Below are 20,083 nucleotides of genomic sequence, written 5' to 3'. Positions count from 1 at the left end.
TGCCGCGCCCGCGGCGTACGTTCTCACAGCTGACCGACGGAGGTCACGCGGACCACGGCCCGGCCCTCCTCGTCGGAGGCGGCCAGATCGATCTCCGCGCTGATGCCCCAGTCGTGGTCGCCGTTGGGGTCGGCGAACGTCTGCCGGACCCGCCACAGCCCGTGCGCCGCGTCCTCGTCGATCTTCAGCAGCTTCGGACCGCGGGCGTCCGGACCGGTGCCCAGGTCGTCGTACTCGTCCCAGTAGGCGTCCATCGCATCGCCCCACGCGTCCTCGTCCCAGCCCGCGTCGCGGTCCAGCTCGCCGAGCTCGCCCACCTTGTCGAGCGCGGCCAGCTCGACCCGGCGGAACATCGCGTTGCGCACCAGCACCCGGAAAGCGCGGGCGTTGGCCGTGACCGGCTTCACCTCGTCGGCCCGCTCCTGCGCCTGCTCGGCGGTCTCCACCTCAGGGTTGGCCAGCTGCTCCCACTCGTCGAGCAGGCTGGAGTCCACCTGCCGGACCATCTCGCCGAGCCAGGCGATCAGATCCTCCAGGTCCTCGGACTTGAGGTCGTCCGGGATGGTGTGCTCCAGCGCCTTGTACGCACTGGCCAGATAGCGCAGCACGATGCCCTCGGTGCGGGCCAGCTCGTAGTTGGAGGTGAACTCCGTGAACGTCATGGCACGTTCGTACATGTCACGGATCACGGACTTCGGCGAGACCGGGTGGTCGCCCACCCACGGGTGGCTCCTGCGGTACACGTCGTAGGCGTGCCACAGCAGCTCGCTCAGCGGCTTCGGGTACGTGACCTCCTGGAGCAGCTCCATCCGCTCCTCGTACTCGACCCCGTCCGCCTTCATCTGCCCGACCGCTTCGCCGCGCGCCTTGTTCTGCTGGGCGGCGAGGATCTGCCGCGGGTCGTCGAGCGTCGACTCGACGACGGAGACCATGTCCAGCGCGTACGAGGGGGAGTCCGGGTCCAGCAGGTCGAACGCGGCCAGCGCGAACGTCGACAGCGGCTGGTTGAGCGCGAAGTCCTGCTGGAGATCGACGGTGAGCCGGACGAGCCGGCCCTCCGCGTCCGGCTTGTCGAGCTGCTCCACGACGCCGCCGTCCAGCAGCGAGCGGTAGATCGCGATGGCCCGGCGGATGTGCCGCAGCTGCGCCCGGCGCGGCTCGTGGTTGTCCTCCAGCAGACGCCGCATCGCCTCGAAGGCGTTGCCGGGGCGGGCGATCACGGACAGCAGCATGGTGTGCGTGACCCGGAAGCGGGAGGTCAGCGGCTCCGGATCGGACTGGATCAGTTTGTCGAACGTGGTCTCCGACCAGGCGACGAAGCCCTCGGGGGCCTTCTTGCGGACCACCTTGCGCTTCTTCTTCGGGTCGTCGCCGGCCTTCTTGACGGCCTTCTCGTTCTCGATGACGTGCTCGGGTGCCTGCGCCACGACGAAGCCCGCCGTGTCGAAGCCGGCCCGGCCCGCGCGGCCGGCGATCTGATGGAACTCACGGGCGCGCAGCGTACGCACCCGGGTGCCGTCGTACTTGGTGAGCGCGGTGAACAGCACTGTACGGATGGGGACGTTGACGCCGACGCCGAGGGTGTCCGTACCGCAGATCACCTTCAGCAGACCGGCCTGGGCGAGCTTCTCCACCAGGCGCCGGTACTTCGGCAGCATGCCCGCGTGGTGCACCCCGATGCCGTGCCGCACATAGCGGGAGAGGTTCTGGCCGAACTTGGTGGTGAAGCGGAAGTTGCCGATCAGATCGGCGATCTTCTCCTTCTCCTCCTTGGTGCACATGTTGATGCTCATCAGCGACTGCGCCCGCTCGACGGCCGCGGCCTGGGTGAAGTGCACGATGTAGACCGGCGACTGCCTGGTGTCCAGGAGCTCGGTGAGGGTCTCGGTGATCGGGGTCAGCCGGTACTCGTAGCTGAGCGGGACCGGCCGGGTCGCCGAACGCACCACGGACGTGGGGCGGCCGGTACGGCGGGTCAGGTCCTCCTCGAACATCCGGACGTCGCCGAGCGTGGCCGACATCAGGATGAACTGGGCCTGCGGCAGCTCCAGCAGCGGGATCTGCCAGGCCCAGCCACGGTCCTGCTCGGCGTAGAAGTGGAACTCGTCCATCACGACCTGGCCGATGTCGGCGTACTTGCCGTCACGCAGCGCGATGGAGGCCAGCACCTCGGCCGTGCAGCAGATCACCGGGGCATCCGCGTTGACCGAGGCGTCGCCGGTGAGCATGCCGACGTTCTCCGTACCGAACAGCTTGCACAGGTCGAAGAACTTCTCCGAGACCAGTGCCTTGATCGGCGCGGTGTAGAAGGTGACCTTGTCCTGGGCCAGCGCGGTGAAATGCGCACCTGCCGCGACCAGGCTCTTTCCGGAGCCGGTCGGGGTGGAAAGGATCACGTTCGCGCCGGAGACCACCTCGATCAGTGCCTCCTCCTGGGCCGGATAGAGGGTGATGCCCCGGGTCTCGGTCCATGACGAGAAAGCCTCGAAGAGGGCGTCGGGGTCGTCGGTCGGGGGCAGCTGATCGATAAGGGTCACGCCCCCATCTTGCCTGCCTTCAGCCCGGATGAGGGAACCGGACGACGGTATGAAGATCATGGGCGATACGCTTCCCACTCAACTCGGCCGTGCCTGGGCGGCAATGGCAGCGATACGACTCTGGGGGCGGGAAGAACCATGATGGGACCGGCACACTCTCTGTCAGGGGCGGCGGCCTGGCTGGGGGTGGGCGCGGCTGCGGCGGCCGCCGGCCATGCGATGCCGTGGCCCGTCCTCGTCGTCGGGGCACTGATCACCGCCGGAGCCGCGCTGGCCCCGGACCTCGACCACAAGTCCGCGACCATCTCGCGCGCCTTCGGGCCGGTGTCCCGGGGGGTCTGCGAAATCGTCGACAAGCTCTCGCACGCCGTCTACAAGGCGACCCGGATGCGCGGCGACTCGACCCGTAACGGCGGCCACCGGACGCTGACCCACACCTGGGTGTGGGCGGTCCTGATCGGTGCCGGAGCCTCCGCCGCGGCGATCACCGGCGGCCGGTGGGCGGTGCTGGCGATCCTCTTCGTCCACCTGGTGCTCGCCGTCGAAGGGCTGCTGTGGCGGGCTGCCCGGATGTCCAGCGACGTCCTGGTCTGGCTGCTCGGCGCGACCAGCGCCTGGATACTGGCCGGGGTCCTGGACAAGCCGGGCAACGGCTCGGACTGGCTGTTCACCGCCCCCGGCCAGGAGTACCTCTGGCTCGGGCTGCCCATCGTGCTCGGCGCCCTCGTCCACGACATCGGCGACGCGCTCACCGTCTCGGGCTGCCCGATCCTGTGGCCCATCCCGATCGGCCGCAAGCGCTGGTACCCGATCGGCCCGCCGAAGGCCATGCGGTTCCGGGCCGGGAGCTGGGTGGAGCTGAAGGTGCTGATGCCGGTGTTCATGGTGCTCGGGGGAGTGGGCGGGGCGGCCGCGCTGAACTTCATCTGACCCGCCCCGCCACCGGCCGGCCCCGGGGCCGGGCGGTCAGCCGTGCCAGGACCGCCACAGCGCCGCGTACGCGCCGTCCGTCGCCACCAGCTCGTCATGACTGCCCAGCTCACTGATCCGGCCGCGCTCCACCACCGCGATCACGTCCGCGTCGTGCGCGGTGTGCAGCCGGTGGGCGATCGCCACGACCGTACGGCCGTCCAGCACCCGGGCCAGTGAGCGCTCCAGGTGGCGGGCGGCCCGCGGGTCCAACAGGGACGTCGCCTCGTCCAGCACCAGCGTGTGCGGATCGGCCAGGACCAGCCGGGCCAGCGCGATCTGCTGGGCCTGCGCCGGGGTCAGCGCCAGTCCGCCGGAGCCGACCTCGGTGTCCAGCCCCTCCTGAAGAGCCTTCGCCCAGCCGTCCGCGTCGACGGCCGCCAGCGACGCCCACAGCTCGGCGTCCTCGGCGCCCGTCCGGGCCAGCAGCAGGTTGTCGCGCAGCGAACCGACGAACACATGATGCTCCTGGTTGACCAGCGCCACATGAGTACGTACGTCCTCCGCCCGCATCCGGGACAACTCGGCACCGCCGAGCGTCACTTCGCCCGCGCGGGGGGCGTAGATCCCGGCCAGCAGCCGGCCCAGCGTGGACTTGCCGGCGCCGGACGGGCCGACCAGCGCCAGGCGCGTACCCGGTGCGACGTCCAGCGACACCCGGTGCAGGACGTCGAGCCCGGTGCGGTACCCGAAGCGCACCTCGTCGGCCCGGACGTCCCGGCCGTCCGGCACGACCTTCGCGTCGCCCGCGTCCGGCTCGATGTCCCGCACCCCGACCAGCCGGGCCAGCGACACCTGGGCGACCTGCAACTCGTCGTACCAGCGCAGGATCAGGCCGATGGGGTCGACCATCATCTGTGCCAGCAGCGCACCCGTGGTCAGCTGCCCCACGGTCAGCCAGCCCTCGATGACGAACCAGCCGCCGAGCATCAGCACCGCGCCCAGAATCGTCACATAGGTGACGTTGATGACGGGGAAGAGTACGGAACGCAGGAAGAGTGTGTACCGTTCCCACGCCGTCCACTGGGCGATGCGGGTGTCCGACAGCGCCACCCGGCGCGCACCCAGCCGGTGCGCCTCCACGGTCCGTCCGGCGTCCACGGTCTCCGCGAGCATCGCGGCGACCGCGGCGTAGCCGGCCGCCTCCGAACGGTACGCGGACGGCGCCCGCTTGAAGTACCAGCGGCAGCCGAGGATCAGCACGGGCAGGGCGAGCAGCCCCGAGAGCGCCAGCGGCGGAGCCGTCACGGTGAGAGCGGTGAGCAGCAGCCCCGCCCACACCACACCGATCGCCAGCTGCGGCACGGCCTCGCGCATCGCGTTGGCCAGCCGGTCGATGTCCGTGGTGATCCTGGAGAGCAGATCGCCGGTCCCGGCCCGCTCCAGCACCCCCGGCGGCAGTCCCACCGACCGTACGAGGAAGTCCTCGCGCAGATCGGCCAGCATCTCCTCGCCGAGCATCGCGCTGCGCAGGCGCATCAGCCGGGTGAACACGGTCTGCACGACCAGCGCGAGCACGAACACCCCGGCGGTGCGCTCCAGATGGAGGTCCCGCACCCCCTCGGAGAGGTCCTCGACCAGCCCGCCCAGCAGATACGGGCCGACGATCGACGCGATGACCGCGACGGCGTTGAACGCGACGAGCACCGTGAACCGCCCGCGATGGCGCCGCAACAGCTCCCGTACATAGCTCCGTACGGTGGCGGGGGTGCCGACCGGCAGGGTCGTCGCCGACTCCGGCGCGGCCGGGTCGTACGCCGGTACTTCGACGCCGATCATGCCCGTTCCTCGATTTCCTCGATCGTTCCGGTCGCGCCACAGGGGGTCAGGGCCGCGATCTCGTCGTCCGTCTCGCGTGTCACGACCGCGCGGTAGCGGGGGTCCGTGCGCAGAAGCTCGCGGTGCCCGCCGACCGCGACGACGGTGCCCCGATGCATCAGCACCACCCGGTCCGCGAGGTCGAGCAGCAGTGGCGACGAGGCGAAGGCCACGGTGGTACGGCCCTGGCGCAACGCCTTGATCCCGGCGGCTACCAGGGCTTCCGTGTGCGAGTCGACGGCGGAGGTCGGCTCGTCGAGAACCAGCGCCTCCGGGTCGGCCACCAGGGAGCGGGCCAGCGCGAGCCGCTGCCGCTGGCCGCCCGAGAGCGACCGGCCGCGTTCGGTGATCCGGGTCGTCATCGGGCCGCCGTCCGTGGTGGGCGACGCCTGCGCCAGGGAGTCCAGCACATCGCCGCACTGCGCTGCCGCCAGAGCCTCCTCGGTACGCACCCGGCCCGACGACGGGACGTCCAGCAGCTCGCGCAGCGTGCCGGAGAGCAGCACCGGGTCCTTGTCCTGGACGAGGACGGCGGTCCGTGCGCAGTCCAGCGGGAGTTCGTCCAGCGGCACGCCACCGAGCAGGACGGACGGCGCCGTCCGCGCCGCCGCGGCGTCCCCGCCCGAGGAGCCGGGCGCTCCGTCCTCCGCCTCTGCGGCACGCCCGCCCTCGTCCGGAGCCGGGTCGGGGTCCGGGTCCGGGTCCGTTCGGGCATGCCCGCCGAGCCGCTCCGCCAGCCGGCCCGCCTCGTCCGGATCGCCGCAGACCACCGCGGTGAACAGGCCGGCCGGGGCCATCAGACCGGTGACCGGGTCGTGCAGATCACCGGTCGGCGCGGCCTCGGCGGCCGGCGCGGCATCGTGGCCCGGCGGCTGGGCCGTACGGCGCAACGACAGCACCCGGACCGCCCGCTGGGCGGAGGGCCGCGAGAAGGAGTACGCCATCGCGATCTCCTCCACGTGGCGGAGCGGGTACAGCAGCAGGGCCGCCGCGCTGTACACCGTGACCAGCTGGCCGACCTCGATCCGGCCGTCCCGGGCCAGCATCGCCCCGTACACGACCAGCGAGATGAGCAGCACGCCCGGCAGCAGCACCTGGATCGCGGAGATCAGCGACCACATCCGCGCGCTGCGCACCGCGGCCTCGCGGACCTCCTGGGAGGCACGCCGATAGCGGCCGAGGAAGAGCTCCTCGCCACCGATCCCGCGCAGCACCCGCAGCCCCGCCACGGTGTCCGAGGCCAGTTCCGTGGCCTTGCCCGCCTTCTCGCGCTGGAGGTCCGCTCGCCGGGTCGCCCGGGGGAGCAGCGGCAGCACGGCGAGGGCCAGCAGTGGTACGGAGACCGCCACCAGAATGCCCAGCGACGGCAGATACAGCAGAAGCCCCACACAGATCAGAACCAGCGCGGCGGCCGCCGCGGCGAACCGCGAGAGCGCCTCGACGAACCAGCCGATCTTCTCGACGTCCGCTGTGGATACCGCGATCACCTCGCCCGCCGCGACCCGGCGCGTCAGCGCCGAACCGAGCTCCGCGGTCTTGCGGGCCAGCAGTTGCTGGACCCGGGCGGCGGCGGTGATCCAGTTGGTGACGGCCGTACGGTGCAGCATCGTGTCGCCCACCGCCATCAGCACGCCCAGGACCGCGATCAGCCCGCCCGACCACGCGAGCCGGCTGCCGGAACGGTCGACGACCGCCTGGACGGCCAGGCCGACGGCGGCCGGCAGACCGGCGAGGGCGCATTGGTGCAGCAGGCCCCAGGACAGGGAAGCGAGCTGGCCCCTGAGCTGGTTGCGGCCCAGCCAGAGCAGGAAGCGAGGACCTGAGCGGACATCGGGCTCGCCGGGATCCGGGTAGGGAAGATCGCGAATCTGCATGACGTCCCATGGTTCGGTGTGACCGGTGGTTCGGTGAATGGATCAAGGCGAATGATCCAAACCGTGCCAGGTTCACCCCGGGACGTCGGTTCGAGCAATTGGTTTTCTCCAGGAACGGCCGTTTCGCGCCACTGCCACTGCCACTTCCGGCACCAGGGCCCCGCGAGCACTGCCACTGCCAGGGCTGCCACTGCCAGGGCTGCGACGCGCATGGGCGGGCGGGCCGGGCCGGCTCAGGCCCCAGCAGGGCCGGTGCCCGGCCCGCCCGGCCGGTCAGGCCTTCTCCGGGTTCTCCGAGTCCATGCCGGAGCGGGTCTTCTTCCACTCGCCGCGGGTGAAGTCCGGAATCTGTTGCGGCGCGCCCTTCGCCTTGATGGACAGGTGGCTGAGCGGAACCGGCGACGTCCAGGTCGCCGCGTCGTACACATCGAAGTCGGGAACGAGGCCGAGTCGCATGCACTGCATCAGCCGGAAGACCAGCATGTAGTCCATGCCGCCGTGGCCGCCGGGCGGGTTGGCGTGCTCCTTCCACAGCCAGTGGTCCCACTCCTGGTACTTGGAGAAGTCGCCCCAGCTGTCATTGGTGTGGTCGGGCTCGATGTAGATACGGGCGGGGTAGTCCTCGAAGACGCCCTTCGTGCCGCCGAGGCTGTTGATCCGCGAGTACGGATGCGGAGTGGACACGTCGTGCTCCAGCCGGATGACCCGTCCCTTGGCGGTCTGGACGAGACTGATGGTCCGGTCGGACTCGATATAGGTCTCCTTCCAGCTCGGGTCGCCGGCCGGCATGTTCTTCTCGCGGTACTCGGCGAGCCCGAGGGACGGGGAACCGACACTGGTGATGCTCACCGCACGGTCGCCGCGGTTGATGTCCATGTAATTGGCGACCGGGCCGAACCCGTGGTTGGGGTAGAGGTCCCCGCGCAGCCTGGTGTGCCACAGCCTGCGCCAAGGGCCTTCGTAGTAGTCCGGGTCGAACATCAGGCCGCGCAGATCGTGGTTGTAGGCGCCCGCGCCGTGCAGCAGATCACCGAAGAGACCGGCGTGCGCCATGCGCAGCACCCGCATCTCGTTCTGCCCGTAACAACAGTTCTCCAGCTGCATGCAGTGGCGCCTGGTCCGCTCGGACAGGTCGACCAGCTCCCAGAGCTGGTCGAGCTGGAGCGCGATCGGACACTCCACACCGACGTGCTTGCCGTTCAGCATGGCGGTCTTCGCCATCTGGAAGTGGAAGTCCCAGGGCGTCGCCACATAGACGAAGTCGATGTCCCCACGCTTGCAGAGGTTCTCGTAGTCGTCCTCGCCGTTGGTGTAGACGGCGGGCGCCGGCTGACCCGCGGCGGTCACCTTCGCGGCGGCCCGCTGCGCCTTGGCCTTGACCGGGTCGCAGACGGCGACGACCTGTACGCCGGTGACGGCGAGGAAGAGGTCGATCATGCTGCCACCGCGGTTGCCGAGGCCGACGATGCCGACCCGCACGGTGGAGCGCCCCTCGAAGGGGACCCCCACCATGGTCGCGCCCTGGCGCTTCGGAGCGGCCGCCTGGTCCGCAGTGGCGGCCTCGGGGCCCCGGACGGGGGCGGCGGCTGCGGAGGAGGTGCCGAGGGCGCCGAGTCCGAGTCCGGCCCCGGCCACTCCGGCGGTCGTCCAGAGGACCGAGCGGCGGCTCATGGAGCCCTCGTCGCCACCCTGCGTACCGTCGTTGTGCTGTGCTGCGTCGTTCATCGATCCTCCAGAAAGGGGGTCTGACGTGCGCGGCTGGTTAATGAACCTCGGTAAGGACCCTGGTAGTTGAGTCTGTTGTTGCGCAAGGGGAGCGATTGGACTCCTGTGTCGAAACCATGGACTTTCGTGCCCGCACGAAGAAGCCGGGCGGGCTCGAACGCGTCGAGCCCGCCCGGCGGTCAGGGACGGCGAACGGGGGCCGTACGGCCGGGTGATCAGCGCACAACGGCCCCGGTTCGGTGTCAGCGCACGACGGTCCCCGGCCGGGTGGCCCGCTCCAACTCCATCAGCACCGAGTAGTACCGCTTCCCCGTGGCCCGGTCCATGCCGATCTCGCACATGCGATTGGCCGAGAGATACGCGTCGTACTCGCGCGCCTTCACCTCGGCGGCCTCCTTCGCCGTCGCCGAGGCCGTCAGCTCCTTGTGCAGCATGCCCCGGTCGCCGGCGAAGGCGCAGCACCCGGCGTCGTCGGGGATCACGACCTCCTCGGCGCAGGCCTCCGCGACCGTACGCAACTGCTCCACATCGTCCAGATGCTGCATGGAGCACGTCGGATGCAGAACTGCCGAGCCGGTCTTCCGCAGCACCGTCAGCTCCGGAAGCAGCTCGTCGGCCGCCCAGACCAGGGAGTCGACGATGGTCAGCTCCCGGTGCAACTCCCGGTTGTCATCGGTGAGATACGGCACCACCTCATGGGCGATGCCCAGGGTGCATGAAGAGGCGTCGACGACCAGCGGCAGCTTTCCGCCGGCCGTCCAGCCCCAGGCCGCTTCCACGATGCGGTTGGCCATCACGGCGTTGCCCTCGTCGTACCCCTTGGAGTGCCAGATCGTCGCGCAGCAGGTCCCCGCGACATCGTCCGGGATCCACACCGGCTTTCCGGCGCGGGCGGACACGGCGACTACGGCCTGCGGGAGCGAAGGGCCACGATGGCCCTCGGGGCCGCCGAAGATGCGGTTCACACACGCCGGGTAGTAGACGGCGCTCGCCCCGACGCGGGAGGTCCGGGGCAGCTTCCGGGCGGCGGCGCCGGGAATCTCCGGCAGCCACTCGGGCACCAGATCGGGGCGTACGGCCTTGCGGGCGAGCGCGGTGATGGTCTCAAGCGGTCCGTCACCGAGCCGGTCACCGATCCGGTCGGCCGCGGCCACCGCGAGCCGAGCCGCCGCCTCCACCGCCTTGAAGTTCTTCGCCGTGAGCGCCGCGATGCGCTCCTCGCGCGGCGAGTGCCGCCGGTGGCGGAAGTCCTTCATCATCGCGCCGGTGTCGATGCCCACCGGGCAGGCGAGTTTGCACGTCGAGTCGCCCGCACAGGTGTCGACGGCGTCGTAGCCGTACGCGTCGAGCAGCTGCGTCTCCACCGGGGAGCCGTCCGGCTGGCGCAGCATCTCCCGCCGCAGCACGATCCGCTGGCGTGGGGACGTCGTCAGATCGTGGCTGGGGCAGGTGGGCTCGCAGAAGCCGCACTCGATGCAGGGATCGGCGATCGCCTCGACCTCGGGGATGGTCTTCAGCCCGCGCAGATGGGCCTTCGGGTCGCGGTCGAGGACGATCCGGGGAGCCAGGACGCCGTCGGGGTCGATGATCTGCTTGGTGCGCCACATCAGCTCGGTCGCCTTGGGACCCCACTCCAGCTCCAGGAACGGGGCGATGTTGCGGCCGGTGGCGTGCTCGGCCTTCAGGGAGCCGTCGAAGCGCTCCACCGTCAGCCGGCAGAAGTCGTCCATGAACGCGGCGTACCGGTCGACATCGGACGGCTTCGCCGCGTCGAAAGCGAGCAGGAAGTGCAGGTTCCCGTGCGCGGCGTGGCCGGCGACGGCGGCGTCGAAGCCGTGCCGCGCCTGGAGATCGAGCAGCGCCTCGCAGGCCTCGGCCAGCCGGGAGGGCGGCACCGCGAAGTCCTCCGTGATCAGCGTCGTACCCGAGGGCCGGGAGCCGCCGACCGCGCTGACGAATGCCTTGCGGGCCTTCCAGTAACCGGAGATGACCTTGGCGTCGCGGGTGAACGCATTGGTCACCGAGGGGACGGGCGCGACCAGGTCGAGCGCCTCGACGACGGCAGCCGCCGCCCGCTCGTACGCCTCCTGGCCGGGCTCGTCCGGAGCGCGGAACTCCACCAGCAGTGCCGTGGTCGCCTTGGGCAGCTCGGCCCAGTCCGCCGGTACGCCCTTGACGCTCACCGAGGCGCGCAGCGTATTGCCGTCCATCAGCTCGACGGCGATCGCGCCCGCCTCGTTGAAACGGGGCACGGCGGCCGCCGCCGCGGTGAGGGAAGGGAAGAACAGCAGGGCTGTGGAGATCCGGCGGTCAAGGGGCAGCGTGTCGAAGACGACCTCGGAGATGAAGCCGAAGGTGCCCTCGGAACCGACCATCAGGCCGCGCAGGATCTGGACCGGCGTCGAGCCGTCCAGGAAGGCGTCGAGCCGGTAGCCGTTGGTGTTCTTGATCTCGTACTTGGCCCGGATCCGGGCCGTGAGCTCCGCGTCAGCCTCGATCTCCGCCTTCAGGGCCAGCAGCCCTTCGCAGAGCCCCGGCTCGGCGCGGGCGAGGTCCTCGTCCGCGGCCGGGGCGCCCGTGTCGACGACGGTGCCGCTCGGCAGCACGAAGGTGAGGGAGGAGACGGTGCGGTACGAATTGCGGGTCGTGCCCGCCGTCATCCCCGAGGCGTTGTTGGCGACGACTCCGCCGATCGTGCAGGCGATCGCGCTGGCCGGATCGGGGCCCAGCAGCCGGCCGTGCCGGGCGAGGGCGGCGTTGACCCGCACGACCGTCGTACCCGGGCGGATGCGGGCCCGCGCGCCGTCGTCCAGTACCTCGATGCCCGCCCAGTGGTGGCGGACGTCGACCAGGATGTCCTCGCCCTGGGCCTGGCCGTTCAGACTGGTGCCGGCGGCCCGGAAGACGACCTCGCGGCCCCTGCCGTGCGCGTACGACAGGATCGCCGAGATCTCGTCGATGTCCTCGGGGACCACCACGACCTGGGGGAGGAAGCGGTAAGGACTCGCGTCGGAGGCGTACTTCACCAGGTCGGAGACCTTCCAGAGCACCTTCTCCGGCCCGAGCAGGGCGATCAGCTCGCCGCGCAGCGGTTCGGGCGTGCCCGGAGCCTGCCGGTCGGGCACCCGGTCCACGGAGGGCGTGCGCACCGCGTCGGGACGCAGTACTTCCGGCTTCGGCTCCAGCAATGGCATGTCGAGGTCTCCTTGGCGGTTCGGTTCGGTACCACGGCGGCGAACGCGCCGCCCGGTGTCCAGGGGGCGTCCGTCAGCAGCGGCGCTCCGGCATTCCGTTGACCAGAGCGGACAGCAGACCGCCGAGCACCTCGCGCTGATCGGCGGTCAGCGGAGCCAGGATCTCCTCTGCGGCGGCCCGGCGCGCGTCACGCAACGAGCGGAGGGTGGCGAGTCCCTCCTCGGTGATCTCGATGCGGACCACCCGGCGGCTGTCCGGATCGGGGGCGCGGCGCACCCGTCCGCTCGCCTCCAGACCGTCGACCAGGGTGGTCACGGCGCGCGGGACGACGTCCAGGCGCTGTGCGAGATCGGCCATCCGGGGCGGACCGTCGTAATGCGCGACGGTGCGCAGCAGCCGGAACTGCGCGGGCGTGATGCCGATCGGCTCCAGCTGGCGGCTCTGAATCCGCTGGAGCCTGCGGGTCACCCGCAGCAATTGCTCGGCGAGCACGCCGTCGGCGTCGGAGGAGTCCATGGTGGGAACAATATCAGGACCTTGTTCATTGTGAGTATAGGTAACAATGAGCTATGCTCTCAAAAATCGGCTCGCCCGCGCCCTCGCCCGGTCCCCCGATCGAGCCCCGCCCGGGTCGCAGCCGTCGCACGCCCGACGAAGGAGCCCATGAAACCCGACGTGATCAACTGGACAGCCCCGCCGCGGGACGAGAGCCGTCCGCCCGCCGAGGTGCGCCGCATCCTGCGCCTCTTCCGTCCCTATCGAGGCCGGCTGGCACTGGTCGGCCTGCTCGTCGGCGCCTCGTCACTGGTGTCGGTCGCCTCCCCGTTCCTGCTGCGCGAGATCCTGGACACGGCCATTCCCCAGGGACGTACGGGACTGCTGTCCCTGCTCGCCCTCGGCATGATCCTCACCGCCGTGACGACCAGCGTCTTCGGCGTCCTGCAGACCCTGATCTCCACCACGGTCGGCCAGCGGGTCATGCACGATCTGCGCACCGGCGTCTACGACCAGTTGCAGCGGATGCCGCTCGCCTTCTTCACCCGGACGCGAACGGGCGAGGTCCAGTCCCGGATCGCCAACGACATCGGCGGCATGCAGGCGACCGTCACCTCCACGGCGACGTCACTGGTCTCCAACCTCACCGCGGTCATGGCCACGGTCGTCGCCATGCTGGCCCTCGACTGGCGGCTCACCCTGGTCTCGCTCCTGCTGCTGCCGGTATTCGTCTGGATCAGCCGCCGGGTCGGCCGTGAGCGCAAGAAGATCACCACCCGGCGCCAGAAGCAGATGGCCACGATGGCGGCCACGGTGACCGAGTCGCTCTCCGTCAGCGGCATCCTGCTGGGCCGGACCATGGGCCGCGCGGACTCCCTCACCAAGGGCTTCGCCGAGGAGTCCGAGAAGCTCGTCGAGCTCGAAGTGCGCTCCAGCATGGCCGGACGGTGGCGGATGTCCACGATCGGCATCGTCATGGCCGCCATGCCCGCGGTCATCTACTGGGCGGCGGGCCTCGCCCTGCAGTCCGGCGGACCCGCCGTCTCCATCGGCACGCTCGTCGCCTTCGTCTCGCTCCAGCAGGGCCTCTTCCGGCCCGCCGTGAGCCTGCTCTCCACCGGTGTGGACATGCAGACGTCCCTCGCGCTCTTCCAGCGGATCTTCGAGTACCTCGACCTCGATGTGGACATCACCGAGCCCGAGAACCCGGTCCGGCTGGAGAGCATCCGCGGCGAGATCCGCTTCGAGGATGTCGATTTCAGCTACGACGAGAAGAGCGGCCCGACCCTCAGCGGCATCGATGTGACCGTCCCGGCCGGCGGCAGCCTGGCCGTCGTCGGCCCGACCGGATCCGGCAAGTCCACGCTCAGCTATCTGGTGCCGAGGCTCTACGACGTCACCGGCGGCCGGGTCACGCTCGACGGGGTCGATGTACGCGATCTCGATTTCGACACCCTGGCCAGAGCCGTGGGTGTGGTCTCCCAGGAGACCTACCTCTTCCATGCCTCGGTCGCCGACAATCTGCGCTTCGCCAAGCCGGACGCGACCGACGCCGAGATCGAGGCGGCGGCCCGCGCGGCACAGATCCACGACCACATCGCCTCACTGCCCGACGGCTACGACACCCTCGTCGGCGAACGCGGCTACCGCTTCTCCGGCGGTGAGAAGCAGCGCCTCGCCATCGCCCGTACGATCCTGCGCAACCCGCCGGTCCTGGTGCTCGACGAGGCGACGAGCGCCCTCGACACCCGTACGGAATTCGCAGTGCAGGAAGCCATCGACGCTCTCTCCGAGGGGCGCACCACCATCACCATCGCGCACCGGCTCTCCACCGTCCGCGACGCCGACCAGATCGTCGTCCTGGACCGCGGTCGGACCGCCGAGCGCGGCAGCCACGAGGAGCTGCTCCAGCAGGAAGGCCGCTATGCCGCGTTGGTCCGGCGGGACACCCAACTGGCCCCCGCGACAGGCTGACCGACGGGACCGGGCGGACCGTCGGGCCGCGCACGCGGCGACGCCGCCGCTCCCGTGGGACGGGGAGCGACGGCGCCGGGCAGAGCAATGGTCAGACGAGCCAACCCACGAAGTGGACGATGCCGGCGAGCAGGTTGGTGAGGAAGTTCATCTGGTGCTTCTCCTTGTACGTATTGCAAATCTGGGACAGCACAATCGCGGTCTGCAGCCCGTCGCTTGCGCCCTGTAATCATCCTGCGCCGCAGTGGAGTTGAGCAACGAATCCTGGAACGGTCACGCGTTTCAGCGAACACCCGATCCCCTGTTCGTGTGTTCCATTCATGAATCGCGGGACTCGTGTCGTCAGGGGCCCGGTTCCGGACAGCGGGACAGCGTGCACATGGTGAACGAACCCCCGGACACCCCGCCCCTTCGCCCGACCCGGCGCGGCCGTCTGGTCCTGTTCATCGGAGTCGTCCTCGTCCTGGTCGTGGCAGCGGCAGTGCTCGTACCGCTGCTGACGAGAGGGCCGAAGGTCGAGCAGGCCCGCTCGCTCGGCATCCCCGAGGGATGGCGGGCCTCCCAGGTGTACGCGGCGGTGGACAAGTCCCTCGATGCCGAGCCTGGGACCACCGAGAAGGCCGCCGCCACGACGGACCTGCCGCTTCCGGCCGCGGCAAAGGGCAACCCCGAGGGCTACCTCTTCCCGGCGAGAGTCTCCCGCAACTGCCGCAGTGCGTCCGCCGGCTGAGCCCCCGTCACACCGCGGCGGGCGTGAACACCTCCTCGACGTCCGCCGCCGCGTCCTTCTCGGCCAGCAGCCGGCCGATCGCGCGCACTGCGGCCCGCCCCGCCCGGTTGGCGCCGATCGTGCTGGCGGACGGCCCGTACCCGACGAGGTGGACGCGTGCGTCCCGGACCGCCCTGGTGCCCTCGACCCGGATGCCGCCGCCCGGCTCGCGCAGCTTCAGCGGTGCGAGATGGTCGATGGCGGCCCGGAATCCGGTGGCCCAGAGGATGACGTCCGCCTCGACCGTCCGCCCGTCGTCCCACGCCACCCCGCTCGGAGTGATCCGGTCGAACATCGGCAGCCGGTCCAGCACCCCCGTCTCACGTGCCCGCCGCACCGCGTCGGTGAGCGGCAGTCCGGTCACGGACACCACACTCTGCGGCGGCAGCCCGCGCCGCACCCGCTCCTCCACCATCGCCACCGCGGCCCGCCCCCGGTCCGCGTCGAAGGGGCCGTCCCGGAACACCGGCGGCCGCCGCGTCACCCAGTACGTCTCGGCCGCCACCTCGGCGATCTCCATCAGATGCTGCGTCCCCGAGGCCCCGCCGCCGACCACCACCACACGCTGCCGGGCGAACTCCGCCGGACCCGGGTAGTTCGCGGTGTGCAGCTGCCGCCCCAGGAAGCTCTCCTGGCCCGGGTAGCGCGGCCAGAACGGCCGGTCCCAGGTGCCGGTGGCGTTGATCAGGGTACGGGTGGCGTACGTACCCTCGGAGCTCTCGACGAGCAGCCGCCCGTCGGCGCCCTCGCGTACCGCGCTCACCTCCACGGGCCGGTGGACCCGCAGGTCGAAGGCGCGCTCGTACTCGGCGAAGTACTCACCGATCACCTCGGAGGAGGGCCGGCGGTCGTCCGCTCCGGTGAGCTCCATGCCGGGCAGTGCGTGCATGCCGTGGACCTTGCCGTAGGTGAGCGAGGGCCAGCGGAACTGCCAGGCCCCACCGGGGCGCGGGGCATGGTCGAGCACGACGAAGTCGCGAGCGGGCTCCAGGCCCGCGCGGCGCAGATGGTAGGCGCCGGACAGACCTGCCTGTCCGGCTCCGATCACGACGACATCGACCTCGTGTGCTGCTGCGGCCACCCCAGAGTTGTTCACGCTTCTACTAACCCTGTCGCGGTCCGGGATCTTCCCCGATTGGCCAGGCCAGGCACCGGGGCTTCCCCTGTCGGTCGGCGGCCCGGCCCGCCGACCGCCGCCCGGTCAGCGGCCCCGGCGACCAGCAGCGACGCCCCACCCGGCGCCGACGCCGGCCGGCCGTTCGCGACACCCCGAGCAACGGCGACGCCGGTACGGTCGAAAGCAGGCCGCGCGCCGCCGGCTCGGGCGTCCCGCCCTCGCCGAACCGGTACGCCTCCTCCAGATGCGGGCAACCGGAAAGCACGAAGTGCTCCACACCCAGCGCGGGGTACTCCTCGATCCGGCCGGCCACCTCCGCATGACCGCCCACCAGCACGGTTCCGGCACCGCCCCGCACCAGCCCGACGCCCGCCCACAGATTCAGCTTGTCGCGCGAGCCGGCGTGCAGCGCCAGCATCCGCTGCTGCCCGACCGACTCGCTCTGCCCCAGCGCCTGCTGGGCGGCCGCGATCGTCCCGGCATCGAGATCGCCCAGCAGCCGGTCGGCCGTCGCCCATGCCTCGCGCGAGGAGTCGCGCGAGATCGTGTGCAGCCGGATGCCGAAGCGGACCGTATGGCCCTGCTCCTCGGCCAGGCCGCGGATCCAGTCGGTCTTCTCCTTCACCGCGGCCGGCGGCTCGCCCCAGGTCAGATAGACATCGGCATGCGCGGCGGCCACCGGGCATGCCGACGCCGACGACCCGCCGAAGAAGATGTCCGGCAGCGGGTCCGACGGCAGAGCGGTCAGCCCGCCCGGATTCTGAAGACATATCCGGTGGCGCGAGGGCATGGCTGATGGTCACGAGGGTTCCACGAGCAGTCCACGGGCGGGGAGGCGCACCGTGACCAGGGCGGCGCGAGCCCCAGTGCCGTCACAGCAGCGGGGGTCACGCCGGGCGGCGGACGGGGCGGGGTACGCCGATGTGCGCTGTGTACGGGCAGACGTCTACGGGGGCGGGGACAGGCGGCAGGAGAGCCCGGTGCAGATGGACGCGCGGTCTTGTCCCATGGGCGCGATGATGGGCCCATGCCCCATGCCTTCGCCACCAGCGTTCTGCACATCACCACTGGCACGACGGAGTCCGTCACCGACCTGACCGCCGAGTGCGAGCAGTTCCTCGACCGGCACGCCGCCTCCAGGGACGGCCTCCTCAACATCTTCGTACCGCACGCGACCGCCGGCATCGCCGTCCTGGAGACCGGAGCCGGCAGCGACGACGATCTCCTGGCCACCCTCCACACCCTGCTGCCCGCCGACGGCCGCTGGCAACACCGCCACGGCAGCCCCGGCCACGGCCGCGACCACGTACTGCCCGCCCTCGTCCCACCCCACGCGACGCTTCCGGTGATCGGGGGACGGCTGGAGCTGGGGACGTGGCAGTCGGTATGCCTGGTCGACACGAATCGGGATAATCCGAGCCGTCAGGTGCGGTTGAGCTTCTTCGGCTAGGGGTTTGCTTCGGTGGGACTGTATCGGCGAGGTCCGGCCGCGCCAAACGACCCGTGGAACGACGAGAAGTGTCCACCTTTGAGGTGGCGTACTCGTGTACCTATATCCGAGTGTCGGGCCCGGACTCTGCACGGTTGGGTGGCGGTGCGCGAACCCACGACCTCGGCACGGTGGCACCCGCTGCTCCCGGTGCCTGGGCCAGCTCAGCCACATCAGCCGGTTGCACGGTGACCGGTGTCGGTCTGAGGGCAGGGAATGTCAGCCAGCCGGCCTGGGCGAGTTCGGCCCACAACTCGTGACGTCCGTGCAGGCGCATGCCGGGCAACGGGCGGTGGACAGGCGGACATGGCCCTGGGCGTCGGAGATCCGCATGATCGTTCACAGATCCGGATGCTTCGTCGCCACGTGGTAGTACCCCGAGTGGAACACCAGAGGGGTGCCGCCGCCGGTCTCGTACTGTTCGACCTCGCCGAGGAAGATGATGTGGTCGCCGGCGTCGAGGCGTTGGACGGTGCGGCATTGGAAGCGGGCGACCGCGCCGTCGAGGAGGGGGGCGCCGGCGATGCCGGGGGTGATGGGGATACCGCTGAATTTGTCGTCGGCCGGGGTGGCGAACTGGCGGGAGAGGTGATGCTGGTCGGCGGCCAGTACGTGGACGGCGAAGTGCGAGGCGTCGGTGAAGTCCGGGAGGCTCGGGCTGTTTTTGCCGGGGCACCACAGGATGAGGGGCGGGTCCAAGGAGACGGAGGTGAAGGAGTTCGCGGTCATACCGACGTTGCGGCCGTCGGGGGCGCGGGCCGTCACCACGGTCACGCCGGTGGCGTACTGGCCCAGCGCGCGGCGCAGTTCGCGGCCGTCGAAGCGGACGGCGTGCTGGGCGCGCTTCTCGGCGAGGAAGCGGTGTGCCTCGGCCTCCTCGAACCACCAGCGGTAGAGGGTACGCGGGTCGTCGAATCCGGCGGCGAGGGCGCCTGCGACCGTGGGGATTTCGGCCGCCGCTGTCAGGAGGTCGCGGTGGTGGGGACTCAGGTCGGTCAGGAGGGAGTTGGTCCAGCCGACGGCCCATTGAGCCCAGCCGCGCCAGAAGTTGTCGAAGGTGCGCTGCATCCACTGCGGGGTGAATTCGGAGGTGCCGTGGCGGAGGATGCTTTCGAGGTAGTGGCTCGCGGCCTGGGCCGCGTTGTTCGAACCCTGGCCGGTGATGGGGTCGTTGAGGACGACGGCATCGGCCATGCCGAGGACGTGCCGCCCGGAGGCCAGGCCGGCGACGGGGTGCCTGACGGTCGGAGTGAGTCGGCCGCGCAGAACGCCGCCGTCGTCGGTGAGTTGGGCGTGCCGGCAGCGGTCGTATTCGTCGGGGAAGAACCGGTGGAGGATTTCCAGTGAGCGGGCGAGGTGGCCTTCGGGCGTGCGGATGTCGTCCCAGCAGTCCATCGGGCCGCCGGGGACACCTTCGAAGACCATGATGTCGCAGGGTCCGGTGGTGGTGAGGGCGGGGAAGGAGAAGTATTCACCGATGCCGGGGACCATGCGGTAGTGGACGGAGGCATCCCCGTCCCGCGGTGCCGTTCCCGTGACGTACGTCAGAGCCAGCGCACGGCGCGGCCGGTCGTACGGGGAGAGTTCGGAGTTACGCGGGAAGAGTCGGCTCAGCTCGCCCTTGCCCGTGGAGACCACGACGAGATCGTGCGTACGGGCGTACCACTCGAGGTCGCTGACGCCCGCCTCGTGCAGCACGATCTTGCCGTGGCCGCCGGCCGCGAACTGCTCCATCCAGGCGGCACACTTGACCCGCTGGTCGACGGAGTGTGCGGGGCCCGCCAGCGGCGCGCGCCAGGAGACGTCCGGAGTGCCGTGCGGACCGATGAGAGAGAACGCGATGCCGGAGATGTCCGGGGCCCTGTCCTCCCAGTGGTGCAGGCCGAGTTCGCGCTCGCTCTGCAGCGCGGTGTCGAACATGCACTGGCTGGACATGACCGGGCCACGACGTATCTCGTCGGGGCCGCGGTCGGCAACCAGGGTGACGTCATAGCCGTGCGCCTGGAGGCCCAGGGCAAGTTGAGCACCCGCCTGCCCGGCGCCGACCACCGCGATCCTTCTCATTCCCTGCTGTCCTGCTCTCGTTACGTACTATCGCTGGCGCACCGTCAGGGCGCGTGT

The 20,083-nt window shown here is 70.5% G+C and carries 11 protein-coding genes and 2 pseudogenes; 4 read left to right on the top strand and 9 right to left on the bottom strand.

The window, feature by feature from the left end:
- Positions 1–23: 23 nt before the first annotated feature.
- A complete protein-coding gene (locus ACIRJP_RS16630; protein ID WP_404173830.1) occupies positions 24–2,597 on the bottom strand; it encodes a DEAD/DEAH box helicase in 2,574 nt (857 codons plus the stop codon).
- A gap of 78 nt (positions 2,598–2,675) precedes the next feature.
- Between ACIRJP_RS16630 and ACIRJP_RS16625 the strand changes: the two genes are divergently transcribed.
- Positions 2,676–3,467: a metal-dependent hydrolase gene (locus ACIRJP_RS16625; RefSeq protein WP_404173827.1), complete on the top strand. Its 792-nt coding sequence runs from the start codon at positions 2,676–2,678 to the stop codon at positions 3,465–3,467.
- A gap of 36 nt (positions 3,468–3,503) precedes the next feature.
- Here the strand turns inward: ACIRJP_RS16625 and ACIRJP_RS16620 are convergent, their stop codons facing one another.
- The 5 genes from ACIRJP_RS16620 to ACIRJP_RS16600 form a co-directional block, all read right to left on the bottom strand.
- Positions 3,504–5,285 carry an ABC transporter ATP-binding protein gene (locus ACIRJP_RS16620; RefSeq protein WP_404173824.1) on the bottom strand — a complete coding sequence of 594 codons (1,782 nt, stop codon included), beginning with the start codon at positions 5,283–5,285 and terminating at the stop codon, positions 3,504–3,506.
- Positions 5,282–7,198: an ABC transporter transmembrane domain-containing protein gene (locus tag ACIRJP_RS16615; RefSeq protein ID WP_404173821.1), complete on the bottom strand. Its 1,917-nt coding sequence runs from the start codon at positions 7,196–7,198 to the stop codon at positions 5,282–5,284. Before ACIRJP_RS16615 ends, ACIRJP_RS16620 begins: the two co-directional genes overlap by 4 nt.
- Positions 7,199–7,471: 273 nt before the next feature.
- Positions 7,472–8,923, bottom strand: a complete 1,452-nt coding sequence (locus ACIRJP_RS16610; protein WP_404173818.1) for a Gfo/Idh/MocA family protein — start codon at positions 8,921–8,923, stop codon at positions 7,472–7,474.
- A 242-nt stretch (positions 8,924–9,165) separates the two neighbouring features.
- Positions 9,166–12,117 (bottom strand): FAD-binding and (Fe-S)-binding domain-containing protein, encoded by a 2,952-nt coding sequence (locus ACIRJP_RS16605; protein ID WP_404173815.1) that lies wholly within the window; start codon positions 12,115–12,117, stop codon positions 9,166–9,168.
- A gap of 73 nt (positions 12,118–12,190) precedes the next feature.
- Positions 12,191–12,634, bottom strand: coding sequence for a MarR family winged helix-turn-helix transcriptional regulator (locus ACIRJP_RS16600; protein WP_124719176.1), 444 nt, complete (start codon positions 12,632–12,634; stop codon positions 12,191–12,193).
- A 147-nt stretch (positions 12,635–12,781) separates the two neighbouring features.
- Here ACIRJP_RS16600 and ACIRJP_RS16595 point away from each other — a divergent pair, with 147 nt between their 5' ends.
- Both ACIRJP_RS16595 and ACIRJP_RS16590 read left to right on the top strand, forming a co-directional pair.
- Positions 12,782–14,587, top strand: a complete 1,806-nt coding sequence (locus tag ACIRJP_RS16595) for an ABC transporter ATP-binding protein (protein ID WP_404173812.1) — start codon at positions 12,782–12,784, stop codon at positions 14,585–14,587.
- 379 nt (positions 14,588–14,966) lie between these two features.
- A pseudogene (locus ACIRJP_RS16590) lies at positions 14,967–15,278 on the top strand (aminodeoxychorismate lyase); the annotation flags it as partial.
- A gap of 46 nt (positions 15,279–15,324) precedes the next feature.
- Here ACIRJP_RS16590 and ACIRJP_RS16585 read toward each other — a convergent pair.
- Both ACIRJP_RS16585 and ACIRJP_RS16580 read right to left on the bottom strand, forming a co-directional pair.
- A complete protein-coding gene (locus ACIRJP_RS16585; RefSeq protein WP_404173810.1) occupies positions 15,325–16,437 on the bottom strand; it encodes an NAD(P)-binding domain-containing protein in 1,113 nt (370 codons plus the stop codon).
- A gap of 128 nt (positions 16,438–16,565) precedes the next feature.
- Positions 16,566–17,236 (bottom strand): annotated as a pseudogene (locus ACIRJP_RS16580) (LLM class flavin-dependent oxidoreductase); the annotation flags it as partial.
- A 264-nt stretch (positions 17,237–17,500) separates the two neighbouring features.
- Between ACIRJP_RS16580 and ACIRJP_RS16575 the strand changes: the two are divergent.
- On the top strand, positions 17,501–17,923 hold the full coding sequence (locus ACIRJP_RS16575; RefSeq protein ID WP_404173808.1) for a secondary thiamine-phosphate synthase enzyme YjbQ: 423 nt from the start codon (positions 17,501–17,503) through the stop codon (positions 17,921–17,923).
- Between the two features lie 378 nt (positions 17,924–18,301).
- Here the strand turns inward: ACIRJP_RS16575 and ACIRJP_RS16570 are convergent, their stop codons facing one another.
- Complete coding sequence (locus ACIRJP_RS16570; RefSeq protein ID WP_404173806.1) at positions 18,302–20,026, bottom strand: styrene monooxygenase/indole monooxygenase family protein; 1,725 nt, start codon at positions 20,024–20,026, stop codon at positions 18,302–18,304.
- Positions 20,027–20,083 lie beyond the last annotated feature (57 nt).

It is taken from the genome of Streptomyces sp. NPDC102437, from assembly GCF_044765565.1.
Classification (GTDB): domain Bacteria; phylum Actinomycetota; class Actinomycetes; order Streptomycetales; family Streptomycetaceae; genus Streptomyces.
Note: the sequence above shows the minus strand (reverse complement) of the source record. Positions and strands in the feature narration are given on the sequence as shown.